Here is a 20,225-nt window from a genome sequence, read left to right as displayed (position 1 = left end):
CCTAGGAAACGCTTCCCCAATTCCTAGACCTCTTATGAGACCCGATTGGGCTCATTGTCGGAGCAATTTTGTCCCCTCAAGCGCATCTGAACCGCATTGCCACGTCAGTACCAGAACACGACGTGCATCAGTTCTACCTCCGCTATGGAGCTTTGCTGCTGGAAGACGATGCCCAGCGCCTTACGCTCTTCGAACGAATGGTCGCTCTCGCCGGGATCGAACATCGCTATTCCTGCTTTGCGCCCGCCGACGATCCGCGCGGTGGGGCAATTGACCGCGCCGGCACCTCGGTCAGGGGCTCGTTCGCCAGCACCGCAATCCGTATGGAGATGTACGAGGCCGCCGCGCCGGAGCTGGCGCAAAAGGCTGTCGACAAGCTTCTGGCGGACGACGACCGCTCGCTGATCACGCATTTGATCGTGACGAGCTGCACTGGCTTTTCGGCGCCTGGCATCGACCTCGAGCTGGTGCAGCGATGCGGCCTGGCAACGTCTGTCGAGCGGACCATCGTCGGCTTCATGGGATGCTATGCCGCAATCAACGCCTTGAAGCTGTCACGCCATATCGTGCGCTCCGACCCGAAAGCCCGCGTGCTGATCGTCAACATCGAATTGTGCACGCTCCATTTCAGGGAAGCCGCCGAGCTTGAGAAGCTGATCTCGTTCTGCCTGTGGGGCGACGGTTGCGCGGCCGCGCTGGTCACGGCCGAACCGTACGGCATCCTGCTCGAAAGCTTCCACGCCATCGTGGCAGTGGAGCGCAAGGAGCTGATGAGCTGGCACATCCGCGACGACGGCTTCGACATGGTGCTGTCCGGCCAGGTTCCCGGCGCGGTGCGTGAGATGCTGCGCAACGACCATCCGGCCATCCTCGGCGGCAGGCCTGCCAGGGAGGTCGATTTGTGGGCGGTGCATCCCGGCGGCCGCTCCGTGCTCGACGCGGTCGAGCGGGCACTCAAACTGGAGCCGACCGCGCTCGCCGCGTCGCGCGAAGTGCTGCGGCGATACGGCAACATGTCGTCGGCAACCGTCATGTTCGTGATGGCCGAAATGCTGAAGGAGCCATCGGGCCTGCTCGGCTGCGGCATGGCGTTCGGGCCGGGATTGACAACCGAGACCATGATGTTCCGGACTGCCTGATGGCATCGAACAATGTGCAACACCGCATCCGAGCTTTCGCAGGCCGCTGGTTGGTGCCGTATTTGCCGTATCCGCACTTTATGTGGGTGGCGCCTCTTGACGCCGTACTGCGGGTCTTATGGCGCGCGGAAGGCCAGATCCCCTTTGCCTACTGGCCGCGCCTGTTGCTCCTGCTGCTGCTTTCCGGCATCAACACGATCGCCTCCCTGCCGGAGCGCGTGATCCTTGGAGCATGGCTGCGGCTGCGTCCTCCCCGGATGGAGCGGGATAACGCCCCTGTGTTCGTTCTCGGCTACTTCCGATCCGGAACGACGTTCTTGCAGAACCTGCTGGCAGCCGACCCGGGCCTGAGATCGCCGAGCTGGCCGCAGGTCCTCGCCCCGCAGACATTCGTCCTTGGCTGGGTTCTCCTGCGCTACCTGTTCGTACCCTTGCTACCATTGACGCGCCTCGACGCAGTCGTTCCGGTGGGCGCCAAGCTGCCAGCGGAGGATGACTTCGCGTTGAACAATCTGGGTGGAATGTCCATCCTCGCGGGACGCGCCGTGCTTCCCCGCCGGCAAGCCTTCTTCAATCGATTTCACGATCTCGACAGGCTTTCGGCGGACGAGTTGAGCCGCTGGCGCTCTCATCAGTTCGCTTTCGTCCGGAAGCTCACTCTCTTTGCAGGCGGGCGGCGACTTCTGCTCAAGTCGCCGAGCCATACAGCGCGTGTCCGCTACCTGTTGGACCTGTTCCCGGGCGCCAAGTTTGTCCACATCTCCCGGTCGCCGGAAGCGGTGTTCCGGTCCAACCTCCTTCTGGCGCGCGAACTGCAACGCGCATTCGCCCTGCAGTCGCCACTGCCCGAGGACGAGCAGGAGGAGATCATCGCTCAGGAATATCTCGCGACGGAGACGCATTATCTGGCGGACAGAGCCCAGATTCCAGCCGCCGACCTCGCGGAAGTGCGGCTGCAGGATCTCAGTGCCGACCCTGTGGGCGAGATGAAGCGTATCTACGGCGAACTCGGCCTGCCATTTTCCCGCGGTTGCGAGGAGGGGATGCTGCAGGTCGCAGCGACGTTCGGCAAACAGATGCGCAACCGCCATCTCGACCTGACGGAAAGGCAGAAAGCGCGCGTAGCTCGCCTCGCACCGCTGGCAGCCGCTTTTGGGCATGCGCCGGCGCAGGCTCCCGGGACGCTCAATATTGACAGCCAACCGCGCATTGGATGACATGGGATCATGACGACAGCCCTATGGTCGCACGCAAGCTGGGCAGCCTTGGCCCGGCTGTTGCTCTTCCCTCTGTTGGTCGCGACCTGCGCCCCACCGCTTTCGGCATCCGCCGATGAGCAGAGTGATGCGGTCAGGTTGGTTGAGACTGTGCGCCAGGCGGCGATCGTGCTTGGGCATGGTGGACCCGCCGAGGCGGCGCAGCTGCGCTCGATCTCCGCGGCCTTCGACGGAAAGGGGATCGCCAAAGCCGTGCTCGGGACGCATTGGCGCAGCGCGAGTGCGGACGACCGCGCCGCCGTGGTCGATGCGCTTCTTTATGCTATCGCGCACAGGTTGGCCGACAAACTGGAGCGGACGCAGGACAAGAATTTCACCGTGCTCGGCACAAAGGCTTTGGCCAACGGCGACATCCTGGTGCGCAGCGAGTTCCGCCGGGCGCTCCATGGCCCGACGTCGGTGGACTGGCGTGTGCGCCACTGCCGCGGACAACTATGCATCGGCGATGTCTTTGTCGACGGCGGCTCCGTGACCGTGCAGCAGCGGGACCGCATTGCCCAGCTGCTCGCCGGCAATGGCGGCTCGATCCCCGCACTTGTCGCCGATCTCAGGAAAGGCCGGGTATGACTCCGCTGCCGTGCTCATGTCCGCCCTCGTCGAATTGAGCAATGTCGGCCGCGACTTTGACGGCGGCCGCATCGTCGCCGTTGACGATGTGTCGCTCGCGATCGAGGATGACGAGACCGTCGCCATTGTCGGCCGGAGCGGGAGTGGCAAGTCCACGATCCTGAACCTTATCTGTGGGCTCGACCGGCCGACGCGCGGCGAAATTCGGTTTGAAGGACGAGCCGTCAACGGCAGGGCTGCATGGGCGGCCGTGCGAGCCAGCAGGATCGGCATCGTTTTCCAGAACTTCTTCCTGCTGCAGTCCTTGTCGGCGCGCGAGAACATCGAGGTGGCGTTGTTGGGAAACCTCGGCGGAGCGCGCCAGCGTCGCGTTCGCGCGCTCGAACTTCTGGCACGGTTCGGTCTTGCCGAGCGCGCTACGCTCCGGCCGGCAGAGCTTTCGGGCGGCGAGCGCCAGCGGCTTGCAATTGCCCGCGCGCTCGCCAACCGTCCGAAGCTTCTCGTTGCCGACGAGCCGACAGGAAGCCTCGACGTGCAGACGAGCCAATCGGTGATGAACATCATTGGCAACGTGCATCGCGAGTTCGGTACCGCGGTGATCGTGGTGACGCATGACGAGGACGTGGCCGCACTGTGCGGGCGGCGCGTCGAGATAACCGACGGCCGCATCCGTTCGGACAGCCGAACGGCGGCGACGCCTGCGCCTGCGCAGCGATCCGCTAACCCATGACAGAGCTGACCCTTCCCTTGCGCGGTCTCATTGCACGCCCGCTTCGCACCCTTCTCACGGTTCTCGGCATCGCTTTGGCGGTCGCGGGGTTTGTGGCACTTACCGGCCTGACCGCTGGCGTCCAGCACTCGTTTGCATCGGGAATCGATGAGAACGGTGCGGATTTGGTGGTAAGCCAGCGCAGCGCGTTCAACCTAGTGAGCAGCACCGTGCCCAGGTCGTTGGGCTCGGTGCTTTCCGCGGTACCAAACGTCGAGGCCGTGTCGGGCATTCTCCTGAACATCACCACCGCTGACGACGCCGCAAATATTGTCATGGCCGGCTGGCCGAGCGGCAGCTTTCTGTGGAAAGACATGCACCTCGTGGCGGGGCGAATCCCTGCACCGGGGGACCAGTGGTCCGTGATCCTTGGCGAGTCGATCGCCAGCGCCTTGGACAAGCGGGTCGGTGATACAGTCGAGCTCCAGTTCCAGCCCTATCAGATCGTCGGCATCGCGTCGTTCTCGTCCATGCTGAACCAGAACAGCGCGATCGTTCCGCTCGAAGGGCTGCAGCAACTCCTGTCGCGGGAGGACGTGTTTACCTTGTTCGAGGTGAGGTTGAAGCGCCCGCTCGACCAGAACGACATCGCTGTTGCCCGAACCCACCTTATCGCGGCCGCACCGGGGTTCGAAGTAGGCGACACAGAGCAGTTTGCCAACAGCATCCGCATCTTCGATCTGCTTCAGGCGATTGCCCAGACAATTTCACTGGTTGTCATGATGATGGCCTCTGTCGCCGTTGCCAATACACTTCTGATGGCCGTGAACGAACGGACGTTCGAGATCGGAGTTCTCGCAGCGCTTGGCTGGTCGCCGCGGCGGATTCTTCGGCTCATTCTCATCGAAGGCGTGTTTATGAGCGCAGCCGGCGGGGTTATAGGGATCATTCTCGGCGCTGTTACAATGGAAATGGCGGCGAAGACAAAGTTCGCGGCGGGGCTGATCGTGCCCTACCTGTCAGGCTGGTCGATCGCGCAGGCGCTGATCTTCGTATTCATCGCTGGCCCCCTCGGCGCGCTCTACCCGGCTTGGCGCGCCACGCGCCTTCTCCCTGCTGACGCGCTCCGCAGGATCTGACGCTGGCGGGTCGCGTATTTATTGACGAACATTCGGGGGCAGGCTTTGGAGGACCCGGAGTGGCGATGTCTGCTTTCAGGAAACGGCAAAGCGCTTCTCTACTTCCGACATGCGGCGCAAAGCTGCCTGTAGCCTGTGCATTCCCGATGTCCGCTCTTGGTGAATCGACGGGACTGCAGGAATGACTGCCATGCGGCGCATAGCCGCCCGGCAGCATTTGGGCCGCAAGCGGACTGTCCGGTTTGAAGCGAGCAGTACGAAAAGCGGCCGTTTGGCTGCCAGCGTCTCAGCTGCAGTGAGGCACGGAAGGCGCCAGGATCGATGCATGTACCAAACAGAACCTTCCGGGGTTATTGATTTCGGATCAACGTGAGGGAGATGATTGATGTATATCGCTGGGATCAATTGGGTAGCCGTACTGGTCGCGGCTGCGGCGTTTTTCGCGATCGGATACGTCATCCATATGCGGCTCGTCGACCTCAAGGCCTGGAACGCCGCCAAGCACATGAACGAAGCGGAGCTGAGCACGTCGCGCATGGCTTCCGGCATGATTCTACCGCTTGCCACCGCGATCGGACTAGCCGTGGTGTTCAGCTGGGGCAATGTCGCGGGGGTTGCCGACGGTTTCAAATGGGGCCTCGTCGTTGCCTTGGCCTCCGCACTTCCAGCGCTTTGGTACAACTGGTTCTACGGCACCGCGCCGATTTGGATCTTCGCAGTCGACAGCGCCCATCAACTGATCGGTCATGCGGTGGTGGGCGCCATATTGGCTGGGTGGCGCTAGTCACGCGCGGTTCGGCGAGCGGACAATGGGATGCGTCTCAATGGTTAAGGATTGCGTGTCGGCTGAGCATCCGGATACGACGGGTGCAAGCAACATTAGGGCAAAGACCCGCAGCAAGTGCATCGCCGAGACGAAGGCGCCATCCAGCTGTAGGACGAGTCGATGAGGCCCATTTCTGCCAAGCCGTCGGAGCATACGCTAGCACAAGCTGCATGGCGGATTGGCCGGAAAATCTGGCCACTGCCGGGGCACGCAAACCCCTGACGCCAGCAAGAATGAATGTCGATCCAACCGACAGACCCATGACACGCAATATGTCCCTGGGTTGGGCGCCATTGTGCTTCTCCTTCGGCCACCATCGGCCGGAAGAAGAACGGCATTTCCGAGATGTTGCCTGCAGGCCGACAGGAGCCTTGGCAACTTCACTGTGCGCATCCTCAAAAGCCGACATTCAGATAAACACGGGCAACGTGGTCTTGGACCAAGCCGACAACGAAGATTTCTGCCTTCGATGAGGTAGTTCTCAGGCGGTCTGTCGCATGGTCGCAATTGGAACCTTCGCGACGCGGGCCGGTTCTTGAACCAGCAACCACGCACCCGCCCAAGGCTTTCAAGCGGAGGTATCAAACCATGACACACCGAGCTGCCAAATTTGCCGCCGCGTTACTGGCTTCGGCCGCGCTTCTCTCGCTGGCGGCCTTACCGCCTCAGCCGGCGTCCTCCCAGGAAACGATCGATGCAAAAGCCCTGAAACCTGCTGCCACCGGCTACGCGGAAAGCGCTGAAGGGCTTCGCGTCTATTACGAAGTGTACGGCCAGGGCGAACCGGTCGTGGTGATGGCGGGCGGCTTGATGGACATCAGCACCATGGCCCAGACGATAGGCCCGCTCTCGCGCAGCCGTCAGGTGATTGGCATCGACCTTGAGGGGCATGGCCGCACTGCGCTGCGCAAGACGCCGATGAGCCACGAACGCAACGGCGACGATGTCGCCGCCGTCCTCGATCATCTCGACATCGCCAAGGCTGACGTAGCGGGCTATTCGCACGGCGGTGACGCCGCGATCCGCATGGCCATCCAGCACCCGGACATGGTCCGCAACCTGATCGTCATTTCAACGGCCGCCGAACGCGACGGCTGGTATCCCGAAGGTTTGGAGGGAATGGAGGCCGTGAGTTCGGCGCTGGCCGATCAGATGAAGCAGACCCCGATTTACACGCGTTACGCCGAAGTGGCGCCGCATCCGGAGCAGTTCCCGCTCCTGCTCGACCGGATGGGCGAGCTTATGCGGAAGGACTACGACTGGCGCGTGGAAATCGCCAGGCTGCCCATGCCGACGTTGTTGTTGTTCGCCGATCACGACGCTGTCTCGGCGAAACACATAGCGGAGTTCTTTGCTCTGTTTGGCGCAGGCGTGAAGGATCCGGGTTGGGACGATACGCCGGAGTATGCCCGAGCCCGGCTCGCTATCGTGCCAGGCTATACGCATTACAATTTCGGCCAGGGGCCAGATATCGCCCGCGTGATCGAAGGCTATCTGACACATCCGACCTCCAAGGCGACTCAATTCTCGCCGCAGTAGGAAGATCCGATAATGGGGCGTTGCCGCTCGGCATTATTGGGCCGAAAGCGGACTGGCCGCAATCGGGCCAGATTCACGAAAAACTGCCGTTCTGCTTGCGACCCGAAGTCAGATTGCTCCAGACTTGCCGGTCAGTCGGTGACGGAAAAGCCCCATTCAATGGACTCAGGCACGCCTGCGGCGCACGCCCAGCGCCAGCACCCGCGTTCGACGCTACTAGGAGAATCCTGCGGTGGTCAGTGAACATAGCGAAGATGTACGCGACTATGAGGATGCCGACGCACCAAAGCAAGGGGATCCAGATGTCGGTGCCGACCAGCTGCTGTGCGAACAGGTCGCGGATCGCGTTGACAGCCCTTCTGCCGGTGATAACACCGCCTTCGAGAAGCATTCCGGCCATCCAGCGTTGACGACAGAGATATGTCTCCTAAGATTGTCCGCGCCTGCAGATGATAGAGGACGTTCAATTGACTCAAACCCAGTTTTGGATATCGACTCTCGCATGGGCAGCCTTCGCAATTCTGCTCACTTGGGGCGTATATACTGCATTTCGCCTTTACTTCGGTGAGATGCCATTGAGCTATGGCGCTTTGATCGGCTTGGGCTCTGTTTATCTGGCATACGGTGTTCGAACCCTGGCCCGAAGAATGGGATGGGCGAAAAAGCCCACTCCACTCAAATCGTGACGATTGGCTGCACCTAGCTGTCACTGTGCTGTGACACTGGCCTATTCAGAACCCTGCGTTCTTTCCGCCAGCGCGAAGGCCTGCAGATTTTTCGATTTGCCCAGGTCTTCGTCGGCATGTGCAATGATCGAGAAGAAAGCGGCGCGGGCGATGTCCTTTTTCGAGGCCTTCGGGTGTTCTTTCCTCGCCGCCTTCATGAGCTCAATTTCCAATCACTCGCCCAGTATCACCCCGAAGGCGTTGATCTGAGCACCACTTTGCTGAGCGTTTCGCTCACGGCATCGGCTGCCCCCTCCGCGTATTTCGCATTTGTTGCGAGCGAGAGCTCTGCTCATGCAGCCCATATGTCCACGGGGTCACATACGACGAGCGTACCTACCTGGCTCTCGATCAATCGCACCAGGCTAAGCGCGGTCAGGAACGAGGATTTCGGGTTTGCCGGGAGAGGTGCGTTCTCAAGTTCAATCGCGAACCGATCAAACGCGCCGACCGCTTCGATGCGGTGACGGTTTCGATTGGAAGCCGGGTCAGCAATGAGCTCCACACGCGTTCGTGGGCCCTTTCTCTCTTACCCATGCAGCCTCGCCAAACGAAAGTAGAGCGACACACTGCTGCATTCGGAGCGTCACACAGCGTCATTTATAGCGGGCATGCGAAATTGCTCCGCGGCGATCACTAGGTGAACACTACCTGGTTGGTCAACAAGGAGGGAGAACCATGAAGGCCTTGAATGCAATCGTGCGGACGAGCGCTGCGCTTCTGCTCACGCTGTCTGCGTCCAATGCACTTGCGCAAGATGTTCCGCACACGAACAGGATCGAGATCACGACCGGGGTCGGTAGTGATCTCGTGGCCATCCAGCGCGCCGTAGATCTGCATTGGAAGCCGAAGCATCCCGGCGTCGAAGTCGTATGGTCCGAGGGCAAGCTCGAAGACGTCATCACGACTCGTACGAGAGCCGGTGACTACCCGGACATCACCCATCTGTATCAGACCGGTATGCTCAACGACTTCCTGGACGCGGGCGTGCCGGTTGTGTCCGTGGAAGACATGGGCTTGGGAGAAAAGCTGCGGGCGGCCCTCGACGAGAAGTTCCTCGACGGGCTCGGCCGTGATGGCAAGCTGTACGCGGCCCCATGGTACCATGTTGTTAACAGCACCATCTTTTACAATCGGAAATTCTTTAGCGACAACAACCTTCAGACCCCGCAGACCTGGGACGAACTGTTGGCTCTCACCGACCAGATCACCGCGCTTGGGCAGAAGGCCTGGTGCACCCCCGAGGTTGACGGCTCCACGTCCGGCTGGCTCGGCTACGACTGGGTCATGGACATGGCCTTGGCCAAGTACGGCATCGACTTCGTCAACAAGTGGAACGCCGGCGAGATCAAGAACACCGATCCGCGAGTGAAGGAAATCTGGGTAGAGCAGGGCAAGATTCGGCTCAACTGGGACGCCATTTACGGTGGCAAGGACGCAACCGTGGCGATGACCGTCTGGGAGGGCGGAGTCGGCATCGCCAATACTCCGCCCACATGCGCCATGATGCATGGCGAGGGGAACTTCACCAATACCATCGGTCTGGGCGACCCGATCGAGGGGATGAAAACGACCGGGCAGGTCGGCATGTTCGTCTTCCCCAAGATGTCCGCGGACGCCCAGCCGACTGCCATCGTGAACGGCAACTACCTGGCTGTGTTAAAGGATTCAGTCGAAACGCGCAGTCTGTTCGAGTTCCTGTACTCGGCAGAGTTCTACCAAGAGTTCGGCAAGTCCAACAACTCGTGGCTCAGCGCCAATAAGACGTTCGACGCCTCCGAATTCCACCCGGGTGACGAGTACTTTGCCCAGGTCACGGACATCCTCAAGAATACGCCTGTGACCACCGCTGAGGCACCGGCGGACGCAGTGCCTTTGGCACAGGCAAAAGCCATGTGGGACGGCTACATGGATTTCCTCAAGAGTGACGGCGCGGATCTGGACGCGATCCTTCAGAGGATCGACGACGCCCGTCCGCAGTGATCGAAATCTGTCTGCCGGCGCCGGCCAATGCGGCCGGCGCCGGCGACTACATTTCACCTGGCCTGTCGTGTCACGGGAGGAGAATGGCTTGGAACAGATCCTTACGGCTGCCGTCGCGGTCATTGGCGGGACCGCCGGTATTGCAGTCCTACTCTGGGCGATGAACCAGGGCGTCAAGCGGCTGCCACGCCGTCTGCGAGGTCCGGCGACAATAGTTATGTTCGTCGGGCCAGCCTTCCTGTTCGTCTTTTTGGCCTACATCGACCCCACGATTCTGACGTTCATTGCCTCGTTCACGAATCCCCGGACTGGGCATTTCGTCGGCCTCGTCAACTACGCAAAAGCGATCAACAATCCGGACGTCCGCACGGCCGTGACCAACTCCGTGGTATTCTGGCTGGGCGTGGGTGCCACGGCAACGATCGGGCTCGCCATTGCACTCGCAGCTCTTCTGGATCAGCTTCGGCCTAGGTGGGAGGCCATCACCAAGTCAATCTTCTTCATGCCCATGGCTGTGAGCGCCGTGGCCGCATCGGCGGTGTGGTTTCTGATGTTTGCCTACCGTCCAAACCCCGAGCCGCAGATTGGCGTCTTCAACGGCGTCATCACCCTCTTCACTAACCGGCCGATTGCCCTCCTCAGCAATGAGGCGTTCCACCTCAACACGCTGCTCCTGGTGCTGGTGACGATCTGGCTCGGAACCGGCTTTGCGATGGTCATGATCTCGACAGCGATCAAGAATGTGCCCACCGAGACGATCGAAGCTGCCCGGCTCGAAGGCGTGGGTGGCTTCCGGATCTTCCGTCACGTCGTCTTCCCGCAGATTTTGCCATCGGTCCTCACCGTCTTCACGACCGTGGCCCTGCTCAGCTTTCAGTCCTTCGACATCGTGTTCGCCATGACCAACGGACGAGACTCGACCGATGTGATCGGAAACCGTTTCTACCAACTGCTCTTCCCGCTCAACGACGAGGGGCAGGCGTCCGCCGTGGTGATCATCATGCTCGTTCCGGCGATCATCATCGTCTGGCTCAACATGCGGCAGGAACGCAGGATGCACTCGGCATGACAACCCTCGCTGCTCCCAGCTCCACACCGTCCGCACCGCGCCGTCGTCTTCGTTACCGCCTCGGGTGGCTGTCGGTTCGCCTGACCATCGCTGTGCTCGTGATCCTCTGGCTGATCCCGCTGTTCGGGCTCTTCGTCACGTCGTTCCGCACGGAAAATGCGATCCGGGCAACGGCTTGGTGGGACGCCCTGCTCGATCCGTCGGGGGACCAAGGCTGGACGCTGGACGGTTACCAAAACTCGATCAAGGTCTTCCTCGAGCCGATCTTCACGACGCTGGCCGTTGTGATCCCGGCGGTGATCATGCCGGTGCTGTTCGCCGCCTATGCCGCTTACGGCCTCACCTACCTTCCGTTCCGGGGGCGAAAGGTGCTGCTTGCGGTGGTGATCTCCATGCTCGTCATCCCGCTGCAGGTAGCGTTCATCCCGCTCCTAAAGCTATGGCTCAGCCTGGGGATAAAAGGGTCGTGGATCTCGATCTGGATTACGCACTCGGCGTTCGGCATGCCGCTCGCGATCTCGGTCCTCTACGGGTTTATCTCGCGACTGCCGAGCGAACTCATCGAAGCCGCCCGCTCGGAGGGAGCGTCGCACTACCAGGTATTCTGGAAGATCGTGCTGCCGCTTACACTTCCGGCGATCACTGCCTTCGCGGTGTTCCAGTTCCTGTGGACATGGAACGACATGCTTGTCGCGCTGGTGTTCCTCAACTCCGACAAGACCGTCGTGAATGTCGCGTTGGTCACGATCCTGCAACGGTTCGGCACGAACTGGCAGGCTCTCTCGACTGGCGCCTTCTGCACGATGGTGATCCCGCTCATCGTTTTCTTTGCAATGCAGCGGTTCGTAGTGCGTGGACTTCTCGGGGGCGCGGTTAAGGGCTGAGGGCCCTGTCGCAATCCCGTTCCTCAGTTCTTCTTGGGCAAGGTGTTCATTATGTCGTTTCTGGAAATCCGTAATGTCTGCAAGGAGTTTGGAGGGCTCCGCGCCGTCGATAGCATCAGCCTCACGGTGGAGGAGGGGGAGTTTTTGGTGCTCGTTGGTCCATCCGGTTGTGGCAAGACTACGCTGCTGCGCATGATTGCCGGTCTGGAGAAGACGTCTAGCGGCACGATCCAGATCGCGAGCAAGGACGTGACCCGACTGGAGCCCGGTGATCGTGACGTGGCGATGGTGTTCCAAAACTATGCGCTGTTTCCACACATGACCGTCTACGACAACATATCGTTCGGGATGCGCATGGCGGGGGTCGCCAAGTCCGAGATTGAGGCCCGAGTGACCGAGGCAGCCCGCTTCCTGCAGCTCACCGAACTGCTGCGGCGTAAGCCTGCGCAGCTCTCCGGAGGACAACGGCAGCGCGTTGCAATGGGCCGCGCGATTGTCCGTCGCCCGAATGCTTTCCTGATGGACGAACCGCTCTCGAACCTGGATGCGAGCCTTCGAGTCCAGATGCGTGCAGAGGTCTCACGCATTCAGAGGGCGCTTGGCGTGACAACTGTTTACGTGACCCACGACCAAGTGGAAGCCATGACCATGGCCGATCGGGTAGCGGTCCTGCACAAGGGTGTCCTTCAGCAGATCGCCTCGCCAGCCCTTTTGTACGATGAGCCAGCGAATCTTTTCGTCGCAGGGTTCATGGGCAGCCCGTCCATGAGCTTCGTCGACGCGGCAGTCGAGGTCGCCGGAAATGACAGCGTGACGTTGCGGGTCGGACCACAGCTGATCCAGCTTGAGAGCCGACATGCCGACCGCTTCCCCCGGCTGCGGTCGATGTCGGGCAGCCGGGTTGCGCTCGGCATTCGGCCGGAGGATGTCCGAGTCGTCGGTAACGAGGCCATGCCGTCAGACCACGCCGTGCTGGCAAATCTGCCGGCAACAGTCGCGCTAACTGAGATGCTCGGCGCCGACGAGGTCGTCTACGTTGAGGTCGAGGCGGAGCGCGTGTCGGCACCGCAGTTGCGTGCCCAGCTGAACGAGGCGGATCCGATCGCGACCGGTGGCATCGATCCATCCGGACAGGATCGACGAGCGGTCCTGATATCGCGCTCCGGGCGGCGGTCCAAGTCAGTACGTCGAGGCGACCACGTGCGGCTCGCGATCGACCCCGATCGCCTTTATCTGTTCGATGGCGACCGTGGGCTGACCCTTCGGGCGGCAGCGCCGCAAGCACGTCCAACGGGCTGATGAACTGAAGCGTCTCGTGCGCTCGTTCGGCGCACTCGCCGCGTACTTGTGGAAGGCTTTGTAGCGGCCGGCGAGGTTGGAGTAGGTAAGACTTTGGACACGGCCAAAGTGCGTCGCCGTCAACAATCGGTTGCCGATGGAACGGGTCTTTGCCTTGCGGACGCTCGGACGAACACCACTTTGCGTCACAAAAGCGAGCCAGAGAAGCTGCCGCCCAAAAGGTAAGCTGGGGCGAATTGCAGGGAAACATCCTGACCGCGATCATCGCAAACGCGGTCCACCTGTTCAAGCAGATCAATCCGCGGCAAACGCTCGCCACCCTGAGCGCGAGCCGAACCCGCAGGCCCACGACATCGCTCTGCAAGACAGCCTTCACGACACTTGCGCGGAGATCTCCGGCGTCGAGTTGCCATGGCTCTGATATTCAACGGCGCGCGTAATGCCATGGCATAGGAGAGGCCAAACTCATCCCCTCGTGGTCCCGTTTTCAGACACGATCAATCCGGGATCGCGAATCGGCGCTGGCTGCCCGTCATAGCCGGCGCTCTGATTACCTTGACCCCGCGTCGCTCGAAAGCGGCAGCCTCTTGGGCGCCGAAACCATGCTCTGTGACCAATATGTAGCCTCCGTCGCCCGGGACGACAGCGAACGGAGCCTTAGTGCCAAACTTGTCGAGAGTGGCAGCGACTACGATCGAACGGCTCGCCTTTGCCACCGACCGCCTCATTTCTGCTTCCTCAAAGCTTGAGGCCGTTATTCCTGCTTCTGCGTCGACGCCGCTCGCACCAAGAAAGCATATGTCGGTATGAATGGACTCGGCGTCCTTGATTGCTCTTCCACCTAGAATAGCTCCGCTTTTTTGATCAAGGCGCCCGCCGATAAGAACTACCTCGATGTTCGATCTATTGGCGATCGCCCCCAAGACGACGATCGAGTTCGTGACCACTGTGATGTTGATATCGCGCGATAGTGCCATCGCCACAGCAGCGTTGGTCGAACCCGCATCGATAAAGATCGTGCTGCTGGGAGAAACAAGTGCTGCTGCCGCCTTGCCTAAAATCGCATTCCGGTTCGCAAAACTTGTCGATCGCTCTAAGGTCGGGACCGACGCCGAAGAAATCGGCAATGCGCCGCCATAAACCCGCCGACATAGCCCCGCCGCGGCCATTTCCCTCAGATCGCGCCTGATTGTGTCTTCAGACACTCCCAATTCTTGCGCCAAATCGCCCGCAAGCACCCGCCCCCGCGCTCCCAGACGCTGCTTTATGAGCGATTGACGCTCCCCCAACAAAAGGTAGGACAATTTTACCTCACTTCATGCACAAGTCGGCACAAACGTGTACCACATCATGGAAGGTGTCAATGCAGTGCTCGGCAAACACGTCGCGGCCTCGTCAGGCAGTATTGAGAGAATCAAAGCCACGCTGATTGACAAGCAATCCCAGGAGCCGTGCAAAAACGCCTTGATTTAGTGACTTCCAAATACGGTCTTCAATTCCTGGATCTGGTCAGGAGCCAATCGTCTCGTTGGCGCCCCGCGTAAAATGACGAGAAGTTTTGCTGTTTCTTCCAGTTCCTCCGCGGCGCAAATGGCGGAAAAGATGTCCTTGCCGGTCACGACAGGCCCGTGATTGGCGAGCAGCACTGCCGCGTATGAACCTTTCAACTCGCGAATCAGATCTCCAGCTTTTGGGTCGCCGGGGCGCACATACGGCACCAGCTTCACGGTGCCGACCCGCATAACGACATAAGGTGTGATTGGAGGGATGCAGTCTTGCGGATCGGTGTCCGACAGGCACGACAATGCGGTGGCAAAAGTCGAATGGAGATGGACGACAGCGCCGGTATGCGGCCGCGTTTCATAAAAGGCGCGATGGAGGAAAATCTCCTTCGACGGTGGGGCACCGGCCACATGATTGCCTTTCCGATCGAGTTTGCTGATCTTGTCCGGGTCCAGGAATCCGAGACAGGAATTCGTCGGGGTAATGAGAAGCCCGTCGTCAACCGCGGCGCTGATGTTGCCCGCCGAGCCGACCGAAAAGCCGCGGTCGTAGAGTGACCTCGACAGCCGGACAATATCGTCCCGTAACTTACTCTCGTCCATTCATCGGCCCTCCAGTTTCGCTAGTGCCTTGCCGAAGAAATCAGGGGAGCCGAAATTGCCGGACTTGAGTGCCAGCGCAATCGGGTCATCGCCTTGAGAATAGAGTGCCGGCACCCCTGGATCGATTTCGCCGCCGACGGTGAGCGCTCCGAGATCGAGAGCCGAAACTACGGCACCAGAAGTCTCCCCGCCGGCCACCACGAGCCGCTTGATCCCGCGTTCCACCAACATTCTTGCGGTGCAGGCAAAAAGCGTATCGAGGGTTTCGGCCAGCTGTTCACGCCCGAAGCGATGCTGCAACGCCGCCACCTCCTGTGGCGTGCCTCCGGAGAACACCAGAGGCGCTTGGCCGCGGTGGCTCTCGATGAACGCAACAAGGCTTTCCGGCGTCACCGTGCCCTCCATCACCTTCTCGACTTCGATTGCCTGCACCGGATGCGATCGCGCGTGGATCTCGACCTGCTGCCGCGTCGCGCCTGAGCAGCTTCCCGCGAGGATTGCCTCCGGGCCCCGTACCCTCATCGCGACGTGGCTGGAGCCGGCTGCAAGACCGGACGCGATAAAGTTTGCCGGCAGCCCTTGCGCAATGCCGGATCCGCCCGTGATCAGGGGGGCCGGGGCGGCGGCCCTGGCGATCGTTATCAGATCGTCATCGTCGACGGCGTCGACTATGACAAGCGTCTGGCCCTCCTGCCCGGCCGCTTCCAGCGCGGAGGACAAAGCACCGTGACCGGCCTTGACGGTGCCCAAGGCGACCAGGCCGACCGGCCCTGCCGTCTGGCGCGCAAGCCAACGGCGAATATCCGGATCCGTCATTGGGTTGAGGGGATGGTTTTGCAGGCTGGACTCGTTGAGCAGTCGGTCCCGGACGAAGAGGTGGCCCTGATAGAGGGTCCGGCCGACTGTCGGAAACGCCGGGCAGGCGATCACGCCCTTCACGCCCAGGGCGCCGGCCAAAGCCTCGCCGACCGGCCCGATGTTGCCGCCAGGCGTGGAATCAAAAGTCGAGCAGTATTTGAATACAAACTGGCGGCAACGTTGCGCCTGCAGCCATTTCAGCGCCGCCAGAGACTGTGCGACAGCCTCCCCCGCCGGGATCGACCGGCTTTTCAGGGCAACGACACCGGCTTCGATATCGTCCGGCGCGGGCGTGGAGGGCACCCCGAGAAACTGAGCGGTTCGCAGGCCCCCCTGTCCGGGGAGCCCTTTCGCAAGCGTGTTGCCGATATCGCTCGCGCCTGTGAAATCATCTGCAATCACGCCGAGCAGCATCATCCAACCTCGGGCGGCGCGTTGAGGATCCTTGGAAAGGGCCGGCGCGCCGAGGTCCGCGCAGCAATCCACATCGCTCCGGCCAGAGCAACCGCGATGCATCCAAGCCAGGGCCACATTTCCGCCCCCGGCATCAGTAGACCGCCGCGCCGTGCTCGACATGGCGTTGTTCCGGCGAACCGTCCCCGCTACAAGCGGCATGGAAGGCTTCGACAAACAGATCGGCCGCTGCCACGGCATCGGACTTCGCTACGTGTCGGTGGACGACCAGCCGGACGCGTCCGCCTTTCGGCGGGTTTACGACAACCCCCTTGTCTAGAAGTCCGGCATGGAAGAGGAGAGGGTCGAACCCGCACACGGGCAGGTTGACGAACAGGATGTTGGTCTCGACCGCCTGCACATCGATGTCGATGCCGGCGGCCTCCAGGCGGGAGGCAAGAAGGGTCGCGTTCTCGTGGTCCTGCTGAAGCCGATCCACCATCGACCGCAAAGCCACCTGCCCGGTTGCGGCAATGATGCCTGCCTGACGCATGCCGCCACCGACGACCTGGCGCCAACGGCGCGCCTCCTTGATCACGTCCGTGCCTCCGGCAACAACCGCACCGAGGGGACAGCTCAACCCTTTCGACAGGCAGAAGGTCGCTGTATCGACATCCCGGACAAAGTCTCGGACCGGCCTGTCAAGTGCAACAGATGCGTTGAATATCCGCGCCCCATCGAGATGGACCCGCAGACCATTTGAGTGCGCTATGCCGGCCAGCGTTGCGATCTGCGACGGGACCATGACCCTGCCGCCGGCGGCGTTGTGCGTGTTTTCGAGGCAGAGCAGTCGCGATGGCACACCAAGTCTGCTCCGGCTATCCTGAATTGTCTCCTCGAGAGCCTCTGGCGAAATCGCGCCATTGGTACCGGCAATCGGCCGTGGCGTCAGTCCCGCGAGTGTCGAAGCCCACCCACTTTCATTGATTTGAATGTGCGCCCGCGATTCAACGATGAACGATTCCCCTCTGGAGGAGAGCGCCATGCATGAAACGATATTGCCCATCGTTCCACTGATCACGAGCATCGCTGCCTCGAGCCCAAGAAGCTCCGCAACCTCTTCTTCGAAAGCCAGAACGGTCGGATCATCCCGAAAGAAATCGTCCCCGAGGTCCGCGCGCGACATGGCTTCGAGCATTTCGCGCGTGGGTTTGGTGACGGTGTCGCTCCGCAGGTCGATTGGCTGGCTGACAGTCCCCACGCATATTTCCTTTCTTCGATCGGCGTTCGGTCGAGCGGCCGGGCCCTCAAGCACGTCGCTGGGCAAGACGAGGCAAATCCCGCAACATGCCCTCGAAACCAATGCGAGGACTGCTCAGAACTGGCACGCCGATATCTTTCGCGCGCGGCAATGCTGCGGCCATTGATGCCTGGGCGAGAACGACGACGTCTGCGTCCCGCGCCGCGGCCGAGATGCCTTCCGCGACCGCATCCAGATAATCTTCGTGGCGGCCATCCAGAAACAGGCTGCGCGCTCGTTCGAGAACCAGGCTTCTTACCGACAGCGCACGACTTGCTACACTCGCTTCGGACTCCAACAGATCCACGGTCGGAGCGATCGTGGTGCCGACGGTTGCCAGCACCAGGATGCGTCCGCCCAATTCGACACTTCTGCGCGCCATCGGTCGGTCTATCCTGAATACTGGTCGCTGCATGTTTGCCAGATCGGCCGCCTGTCCGATCGTCGAGCAAGTGCAAACGACAGCGTCGATATCCGGCCCGGCTTCTTCAAGCATCGCTTTTGCCGCAGCGGCGATGATCTCCGGAGTCGCGCTTCCTGCGTCAATTGCCTGCTTCAGCAAGTCCGGCCGAAGCACATGCCTTATCGCGATATCCGGGGCAAGTTCGGCTGCCAGTTCATCGAAGACCTGAACCAGGGCCGGCGCTGTATGAAAGAGGACGATCTTGCTGCTCGATGTCATGCTCTGCTGACCAAAAATTCATTTCCCATGTTGTGATCCGCCTCGATGCCAACGCTCGATGCATTTAGTCGATTAGATCGATGCAATTTATTCTGAAAGCCCAAATTCTAACTCGACTGAGTTGCCGTTAACCTGCAGGTGGTTCAGTGGCCTTGTTGTCGTAGCCAGCGTCCTCGACGCCAAGCAGCCTCGCCCAGACGGCACCGGAGGCCTGCAGCTTCAGGTCGGCTATTTCGACCTGCCCTTCGCCATACCTCAGGATCAGATCATAGCATCGAGACATGGTTCGCCCGGCCAATGCGATATGATCGGCGGCGACAAGCAGAACCGCCAATGAAGCAATTCTCGTCGCCTTTGTTCTCATCAGATCCTGTACCATGAGTCCCCCTGACGACGTTCCGGCGAAGAGCGCACCTTGGGCAGCGACCGCCCGACGACAGCCATTGTATCGATCTAAGTCGTAGACTAAAAGACAGCACACTTCAATATGTGCAATTGGTCTGATTTCATTTGCATTCTCGGGAGTAGCGGTTTGGCAGCGCTGAGTATCGACCGTCGGAAGCCACCTCATATCGTCATGCTGGGTGGCGGCAGCGGATGTCGCAACATCAATCTGGCGCTGTCACGGTCTGCCGGCCGCCTAACGCGCATCGTACCTGCCTGGGATAGCGGCGGCAGTTCGCGAGCGATCAGGGAAACGCTGGGCATTCTTCCAGTAGGAGATATCCGGCAAGCATTAATGACGATGGCTCATGGCGAACAGTGCGCCGGCAATGTCATCAGGATGTGCAATGCCCGGCTGTCCGAGGCAGAGGACAAACGACAATTGCGAACGGAGTTCGATTTCTTCGCAGACTGCCGGCATTCGCTTTTGAAGACACAGCCGCTGCCCCTAAGCAACGCTATCACGCGCTACCTCGATGTTTTCAAGTCCCATTTGCCCGAGGATTTCGATCTTGGAAACGGAAGCGTCGGTAACTTTATTCTGGCTGGCGCCTATCTTGCTCATGACAACGACATCAACGCCGCCATCTCCATTTTCAAAGGCATGTGCGGCATCGAGGGCAAGGTCTGGCCCATCGCAGTCGCGGGCGATGTCCATTTGTCGGCTCGCCTTTCTGACGGGCGTGTCCTCGACCGGCAGCACCTGATCACGACGCTGACTCCGACCGAACAGCCTGTGTGGATCGAAGACATCTGGTTGACGCGAACATCGGATTCGGCGGTATCGGCCAAAGTCGAGGCCAACGGCCCTGCGATAGAGGCCATCCGTACCGCCGATATCATTCTGTACGGCCCGGGGAGCCTTTTCTCCAGCTTGTTGCCTCACCTTCTGGTCGACGGTGTCTCGGAGGCAATTTCCGCCAACTCAAGAGCCAAGAAGATATTTGTCGGGAACATCACCGATTGCGCCGAAACCCGAGGCATGACGCTTGAGGCGCAACTCTCCACGTTCCTTCGGATTGCCAGGGCCCGCTCCAGCGGCATCGTGCTCACCCATGTTCTGTCTAATCGCAATTTCTTTCCCTTCCCCAAGCGCGTCGGTAAATTCAGCTACCTCCAGTCGGGCTCACTGCATGAAATGTGTAGAGCGCAAGGCATCTCGGTGATTTCCGGGGACTTCGAGGACCTATGGCAAAGGGGCACTCACGATGGTGAAGCCGTTGCCCACGACCTGTCGAAACTGGCTGCCCCTTGAACCTGACTTGACAATGGCAACCGATGGAAGCA

21 protein-coding genes are annotated in these 20,225 nt (G+C 60.7%); 12 read left to right on the top strand and 9 right to left on the bottom strand.

Annotated features, from left to right (window positions below; genetic code table 11):
- Positions 1-122 precede the first annotated feature (122 nt).
- The 7 genes from LHFGNBLO_RS17525 (at position 123) to LHFGNBLO_RS17495 (ending at position 7,196) form a co-directional block, all read left to right on the top strand.
- Positions 123-1,139 (top strand): type III polyketide synthase, encoded by a 1,017-nt coding sequence (locus LHFGNBLO_RS17525; protein ID WP_258609360.1) that lies wholly within the window; start codon positions 123-125, stop codon positions 1,137-1,139.
- The gene (locus tag LHFGNBLO_RS17520; protein ID WP_258609358.1) at positions 1,139-2,356 is read left to right on the top strand and encodes a sulfotransferase family protein; all 1,218 of its coding nucleotides are present in this window, start codon (positions 1,139-1,141) and stop codon (positions 2,354-2,356) included. Before LHFGNBLO_RS17525 ends, LHFGNBLO_RS17520 begins: the two co-directional genes overlap by 1 nt.
- Before the next feature lie 9 nt (positions 2,357-2,365).
- Positions 2,366-2,983 (top strand): ABC transporter substrate-binding protein, encoded by a 618-nt coding sequence (locus LHFGNBLO_RS17515; RefSeq protein ID WP_258609356.1) that lies wholly within the window; start codon positions 2,366-2,368, stop codon positions 2,981-2,983.
- Positions 2,952-3,713, top strand: a complete 762-nt coding sequence (locus tag LHFGNBLO_RS17510) for an ABC transporter ATP-binding protein (RefSeq protein ID WP_258609355.1) — start codon at positions 2,952-2,954, stop codon at positions 3,711-3,713. Before LHFGNBLO_RS17515 ends, LHFGNBLO_RS17510 begins: the two co-directional genes overlap by 32 nt.
- Positions 3,710-4,831: an ABC transporter permease gene (locus LHFGNBLO_RS17505; RefSeq protein ID WP_258609353.1), complete on the top strand. Its 1,122-nt coding sequence runs from the start codon at positions 3,710-3,712 to the stop codon at positions 4,829-4,831. The genes LHFGNBLO_RS17510 and LHFGNBLO_RS17505 overlap by 4 nt, the downstream gene beginning before the upstream one ends.
- Before the next feature lie 385 nt (positions 4,832-5,216).
- The gene (locus LHFGNBLO_RS17500) at positions 5,217-5,615 is read left to right on the top strand and encodes a DUF1761 family protein (RefSeq protein ID WP_258609351.1); all 399 of its coding nucleotides are present in this window, start codon (positions 5,217-5,219) and stop codon (positions 5,613-5,615) included.
- A gap of 549 nt (positions 5,616-6,164) precedes the next feature.
- Complete coding sequence (locus LHFGNBLO_RS17495) at positions 6,165-7,196, top strand: alpha/beta fold hydrolase (protein WP_258609349.1); 1,032 nt, start codon at positions 6,165-6,167, stop codon at positions 7,194-7,196.
- 73 nt (positions 7,197-7,269) lie between these two features.
- On the opposite strand, the gene LHFGNBLO_RS17490 is transcribed toward LHFGNBLO_RS17495, so the two are convergent.
- From LHFGNBLO_RS17490 to LHFGNBLO_RS33675, 3 genes are all read right to left on the bottom strand, one after another.
- The gene (locus tag LHFGNBLO_RS17490; RefSeq protein WP_258609347.1) at positions 7,270-7,587 is read right to left on the bottom strand and encodes a hypothetical protein; all 318 of its coding nucleotides are present in this window, start codon (positions 7,585-7,587) and stop codon (positions 7,270-7,272) included.
- Positions 7,588-7,923: 336 nt separating this feature from the next.
- Positions 7,924-8,079: a hypothetical protein gene (locus tag LHFGNBLO_RS17485; protein WP_258610058.1), complete on the bottom strand. Its 156-nt coding sequence runs from the start codon at positions 8,077-8,079 to the stop codon at positions 7,924-7,926.
- Positions 8,080-8,213: 134 nt separating this feature from the next.
- On the bottom strand, positions 8,214-8,426 hold the full coding sequence (locus tag LHFGNBLO_RS33675; RefSeq protein WP_413774696.1) for an aspartate dehydrogenase domain-containing protein: 213 nt from the start codon (positions 8,424-8,426) through the stop codon (positions 8,214-8,216).
- Between the two features lie 173 nt (positions 8,427-8,599).
- Between LHFGNBLO_RS33675 and LHFGNBLO_RS17480 the strand changes: the two genes are divergently transcribed.
- The 4 genes from LHFGNBLO_RS17480 to LHFGNBLO_RS17465 all read left to right on the top strand — a co-directional run bounded on the left by LHFGNBLO_RS17480 (position 8,600) and on the right by LHFGNBLO_RS17465 (position 13,156).
- Positions 8,600-9,904: an ABC transporter substrate-binding protein gene (locus tag LHFGNBLO_RS17480; protein ID WP_258609345.1), complete on the top strand. Its 1,305-nt coding sequence runs from the start codon at positions 8,600-8,602 to the stop codon at positions 9,902-9,904.
- An 88-nt stretch (positions 9,905-9,992) separates the two neighbouring features.
- Entirely contained in the window at positions 9,993-10,973 is a 981-nt protein-coding gene (locus LHFGNBLO_RS17475; protein WP_258609343.1) for a carbohydrate ABC transporter permease, read from the top strand.
- On the top strand, positions 10,970-11,857 hold the full coding sequence (locus LHFGNBLO_RS17470; RefSeq protein ID WP_258609341.1) for a carbohydrate ABC transporter permease: 888 nt from the start codon (positions 10,970-10,972) through the stop codon (positions 11,855-11,857). The genes LHFGNBLO_RS17475 and LHFGNBLO_RS17470 overlap by 4 nt, the downstream gene beginning before the upstream one ends.
- 51 nt (positions 11,858-11,908) lie before the next feature.
- A complete protein-coding gene (locus LHFGNBLO_RS17465; protein WP_258609340.1) occupies positions 11,909-13,156 on the top strand; it encodes an ABC transporter ATP-binding protein in 1,248 nt (415 codons plus the stop codon).
- A gap of 497 nt (positions 13,157-13,653) precedes the next feature.
- Here LHFGNBLO_RS17465 and LHFGNBLO_RS17460 read toward each other — a convergent pair whose 3' ends face one another.
- From LHFGNBLO_RS17460 to LHFGNBLO_RS17435, 6 genes are all read right to left on the bottom strand, one after another.
- Positions 13,654-14,445, bottom strand: a complete 792-nt coding sequence (locus tag LHFGNBLO_RS17460) for a DeoR/GlpR family DNA-binding transcription regulator (RefSeq protein ID WP_258609784.1) — start codon at positions 14,443-14,445, stop codon at positions 13,654-13,656.
- Positions 14,446-14,625: 180 nt separating this feature from the next.
- Complete coding sequence (gene otnC / locus LHFGNBLO_RS17455) at positions 14,626-15,261, bottom strand: 3-oxo-tetronate 4-phosphate decarboxylase (RefSeq protein ID WP_258609338.1); 636 nt, start codon at positions 15,259-15,261, stop codon at positions 14,626-14,628.
- Positions 15,262-16,533 carry a 3-oxo-tetronate kinase gene (otnK, locus tag LHFGNBLO_RS17450; protein ID WP_258609783.1) on the bottom strand — a complete coding sequence of 424 codons (1,272 nt, stop codon included), beginning with the start codon at positions 16,531-16,533 and terminating at the stop codon, positions 15,262-15,264. It lies immediately after the preceding gene.
- 133 nt (positions 16,534-16,666) lie between these two features.
- Positions 16,667-17,773: a threonine aldolase family protein gene (locus LHFGNBLO_RS17445; protein WP_258609336.1), complete on the bottom strand. Its 1,107-nt coding sequence runs from the start codon at positions 17,771-17,773 to the stop codon at positions 16,667-16,669.
- Between the two features lie 46 nt (positions 17,774-17,819).
- Positions 17,820-18,494 (bottom strand): aspartate/glutamate racemase family protein, encoded by a 675-nt coding sequence (locus LHFGNBLO_RS17440; protein WP_258609334.1) that lies wholly within the window; start codon positions 18,492-18,494, stop codon positions 17,820-17,822.
- Between the two features lie 127 nt (positions 18,495-18,621).
- Complete coding sequence (locus LHFGNBLO_RS17435; protein ID WP_258609332.1) at positions 18,622-18,828, bottom strand: hypothetical protein; 207 nt, start codon at positions 18,826-18,828, stop codon at positions 18,622-18,624.
- A 198-nt stretch (positions 18,829-19,026) separates the two neighbouring features.
- On the opposite strand from LHFGNBLO_RS17435, the gene LHFGNBLO_RS17430 reads away from it, so the two are divergent.
- Positions 19,027-20,193: a gluconeogenesis factor YvcK family protein gene (locus LHFGNBLO_RS17430; protein ID WP_258609330.1), complete on the top strand. Its 1,167-nt coding sequence runs from the start codon at positions 19,027-19,029 to the stop codon at positions 20,191-20,193.
- The last annotated feature ends 32 nt before the right edge of the window (positions 20,194-20,225 follow it).

This window comes from Mesorhizobium sp. AR10 (genome assembly GCF_024746795.1).
Classification (GTDB): Bacteria; Pseudomonadota; Alphaproteobacteria; order Rhizobiales; family Rhizobiaceae; genus Mesorhizobium.
Note: the sequence above shows the minus strand (reverse complement) of the source record. Positions and strands in the feature narration are given on the sequence as shown.